At 57.8% G+C, this 3200-nt stretch carries 2 protein-coding genes; both read left to right on the top strand.

Going from position 1 to position 3200, the window contains the following annotated elements:
• The first annotated feature begins 68 nt into the window (after positions 1-68).
• Entirely contained in the window at positions 69-1790 is a 1722-nt protein-coding gene (locus VEG30_03460; GenBank protein HXZ78960.1) for a ferritin-like domain-containing protein, read from the top strand.
• Positions 1791-1795: 5 nt separating this feature from the next.
• On the top strand, positions 1796-3091 hold the full coding sequence (locus tag VEG30_03465; protein ID HXZ78961.1) for a hypothetical protein: 1296 nt from the start codon (positions 1796-1798) through the stop codon (positions 3089-3091).
• Positions 3092-3200: the final 109 nt, after the last annotated feature.

The raw sequence follows: 3200 nt of genomic DNA on the forward strand, positions 1-3200 counted from the left end.
TGTCTACGCTTCTACGATCAGGCCTTGAGCGAATTTCCCTCCTTGTTCGGAGAAGGAGAAATTGCGTCATGATTCCAAAGATATTTCCGCGCAACTTGACTGCACGCGCAGCCACGCTGGTTGCTGGCAATCCGGTGACCAGCCGATTGGAGAGCGGCGTCGGCAATTGTTTTCCCGGCCTGGAATTTGACCATCGCAACCTCGACCGGCGCTTCTTTCCTGGATTGGTCTTTGAGTTTACGGCGACCGGCGCTCGCCTCGTCAGGGTCGACTCGAGTGATCCTGACCTGGAAAGTGAGCCCGCGCTGAAAAAGGCGCTTTCTGGCAAGACGGGAAAGAGCCTGGCAGAAGGCGCATGGTTCATCCAGCAGATTACGCAGGGCGGCACTAGCATCGTCATGAAGCAGGATGGTGATGACCTGGACGCAATGACTTCATGGCGCCTGGTGCGCTGCCTACAGCCGGGAAAGGTCACGATACAACTGAAGCGTCGTCCGGTGACCGCTGGAGAGAACGTGTCACAACAACCGATCACGCTGTCTGCTAACCGTCGTAACTACCTGGACGCTCAAACCGGAGTCATTAGCACTGCCTATGCTCCCGGCGAATTAACTCAGAGTCTATGCTCGCCGTGGATGCACGATTTCCGTGACTGCGCATGCTTCTACTGGGCGTCCAATCATCCCGACATCGTTCTAGCAGAAGATCCCCCAGGTGAACCAACATTGCCTTCTGGCGCCCCGCAGGATCCGCTCCTGGCGCTAACTCCGATTGATTGGCTGCGGGGCGACCGTTCCAGCACGAAGCCGGCCGGCACGACTGAGGCGGACAATCGTCGAGCGCAAATGGATCACTATGAGATCAACCTGCGCTGGCAGGACCTGGCGATTGTTCTGCAGGGACGGGAAATATCCAGCGTGTACCAGCCAAGACAACCGGAGAAAGCGAACCCGCTCGCATCTCCAGACGCGCTCGCAGCCAGACTTGCAGACCTAGCCAAGTTGGAGCACGCGGTCGCCTTGGAATATTTGTATGCTCGCTACTCTCTGAAGAACCCGGACGACGTCGCTGATCGCGACCTGAAGGACGCGTTGACTTTCGCGCAGCACGAGATCTTTCTCGTAGCCGTAAGCGAGATGCGGCATTTGCGATGGGCCAATCAGTTGATCTGGAGCCTTGAGCACGCAGGTTTGTTGTCAACTAAGATCGGACCAAGCCTGGGGATTGCAGACCAGATTCCCGTCGCGTCCGATCCCTCACGGCCTCCGCAGTTGCCTCCAATCAAAGGCGTCAAAACACGGCCTCCGCAACTTATGCCCCTGCTGCCGGTAGTTCTGCAGGATTTCATTGCAGTCGAACAACCAAGCGGCTTCCTGGATGGACAGTACTCGCAGGTCTTGGCCACTTTGCGTGAACAACAGTATCCGCCAACCCTCGAACAGCTCGCCGCCCGCATCATCGCTGACGGCATGGAGCATTTCTCGCGCTTCCGGCAGGTGCAGGTAGTCCTGAAGAATCGCAAACCAACCGACTATTTGCGGTCGGAGACATTCCCACCCGCCCCGGCGGGCAACACCGACGGAGACGCGGCTCTGAATACGTACAAGCAAATTCTCACCGAACTGGAGGAAGCCTATGCCAATGGCGACATGGAAGATGCCTCGCACATCGCGGCGGCGCGGACCCTGATGTTCCAACTGGATAGCCAGGCTCGAAAACTGGCTGCCCATGAGCAGGGAGTTCCGTTCTTTCCCGCCGTCACCCTTAATAAGAAGAGGAAGAAGAGGTGAGCGGAATGAAGGGTTCAGACTTCAGTGTACTGGTCGGTGGTGCGGGCATCGCAGCCGCAGCCGTCAGCCTCCGGCTTATAAAACTCGGGATTCCTCCCCTGATACTTTGCACGTCCAGTCCAATCCTGGAAGGAATCGAGGCTATTCCCGAAGGTGCCTTACCCTTGTTTGCTGAACTGGGCATACTGCAAGTGCTCGGCACCGCCCAGGCAGCAGTAGTCGAAGGCTTTGAGAACAATTGGGACGATAGGGAAATTGTTCGTGCGGGTCTCTGGATCCATGTGGACCGACGGCGTTTAGCGGAGGCAGCAATTCGTGAAGCGGTCCGCCAGGGCGCAACGATGTGGACGGTTCGTTCGCTGCCAAAGCTAACCCATGCGAATGAAGCGGTGCTCGCTGATCTCGACGGTCGGGAGTGCCAATTCGACGCTGCCATCGATGCAACCGGAAGGTCTGCCGCATGGTCGCGGCCGACTCGGCGGCAGGGCACGCAAGTTGCCGATCTTTACAATGTAACGGCCAAGGAATCGACGCGGGGACGGATAGGCAGGGTGGGACAAGGATGGGCGTACCGCATCGGACTGAACGACGACACGACGGTCGCTATCATGTCGATCGGAAGGAGACGCAGGAGACCAACCGCTGGCGTATTTCGTACGCTGGGAGTTGCGGAGACAAGCGGTGTTTATCGTGGCCGGCGTCCTGCATTTCCCCAGTGGGCAGAGGAGCCAGTCCAGGGACGCCGCTTGTCCGTCGGAGATGCTGCGCTGGCCTACGATCCCATCGCCGGTCAGGGAATTCGTTTCGCGCTTTCTAGCGCCTTTGCGGTTGCTACCGTGGTGAACACCTGGAGACACACACCCACCAAAACGGAGGCTGCGAATCGTTTCTACCGTGCTTTCATCATGCGGGCACGACAAAAACATTTGCAGTTCGTTGATGCCATCCGCATGGGGACCCCAGCTGAGCAATTTTTACGAGCAGTCCCTGAATTCGTGGTCTTTCGCGGCGAGACGGGTTCCGCAGAGCTCCAGATCGGTTCCCGTATCATAAGTGGCACGGCTGTGCGACTGCACGACGGCAGCTGGGTCCGCTGGGTGGGCGGAGTCGATTTATTGCCAATTCGGGACCTGGCACAAAAACCAATTCGTTCCAGCGAGCTCGCACGAAAATTGGCGTCAATGGGAATTGATGTAGACAAAGCCAGCACTATGATGGCATGGTGCGCCCGCGAGCGGCTGCTCGCACCCTTCCCTGGTGCCGCTATTCGTAGCGCATGTCCACCAAGAGACGTTAGCTAACCAAAGTCTCTCGTTTCGCTTTTGGCAGGAGCGGTTCAGGAGATCGTGATAGGCTGCTGCGTCCGCGTCGCCGCTGTGAGAACAATGAATCTGTGCAACGCTGCTCAAG

The sequence above is a fragment of the Terriglobales bacterium genome (genome assembly GCA_035624455.1).
Lineage (GTDB): Bacteria > Acidobacteriota > Terriglobia > Terriglobales > Acidobacteriaceae > DASPRM01.

Bases quoted from the DNA above. Each gene is read 5' to 3' on its own strand.
- VEG30_03465 (HXZ78961.1), top strand. From the start codon at position 1,796: ATGAAGGGTTCAGACTTCAGTGTACTGGTCGGTGGTGCGGGCATCGCA.
- VEG30_03460 (HXZ78960.1), top strand. From the start codon at position 69: ATGATTCCAAAGATATTTCCGCGCAACTTGACTGCACGCGCAGCCACG.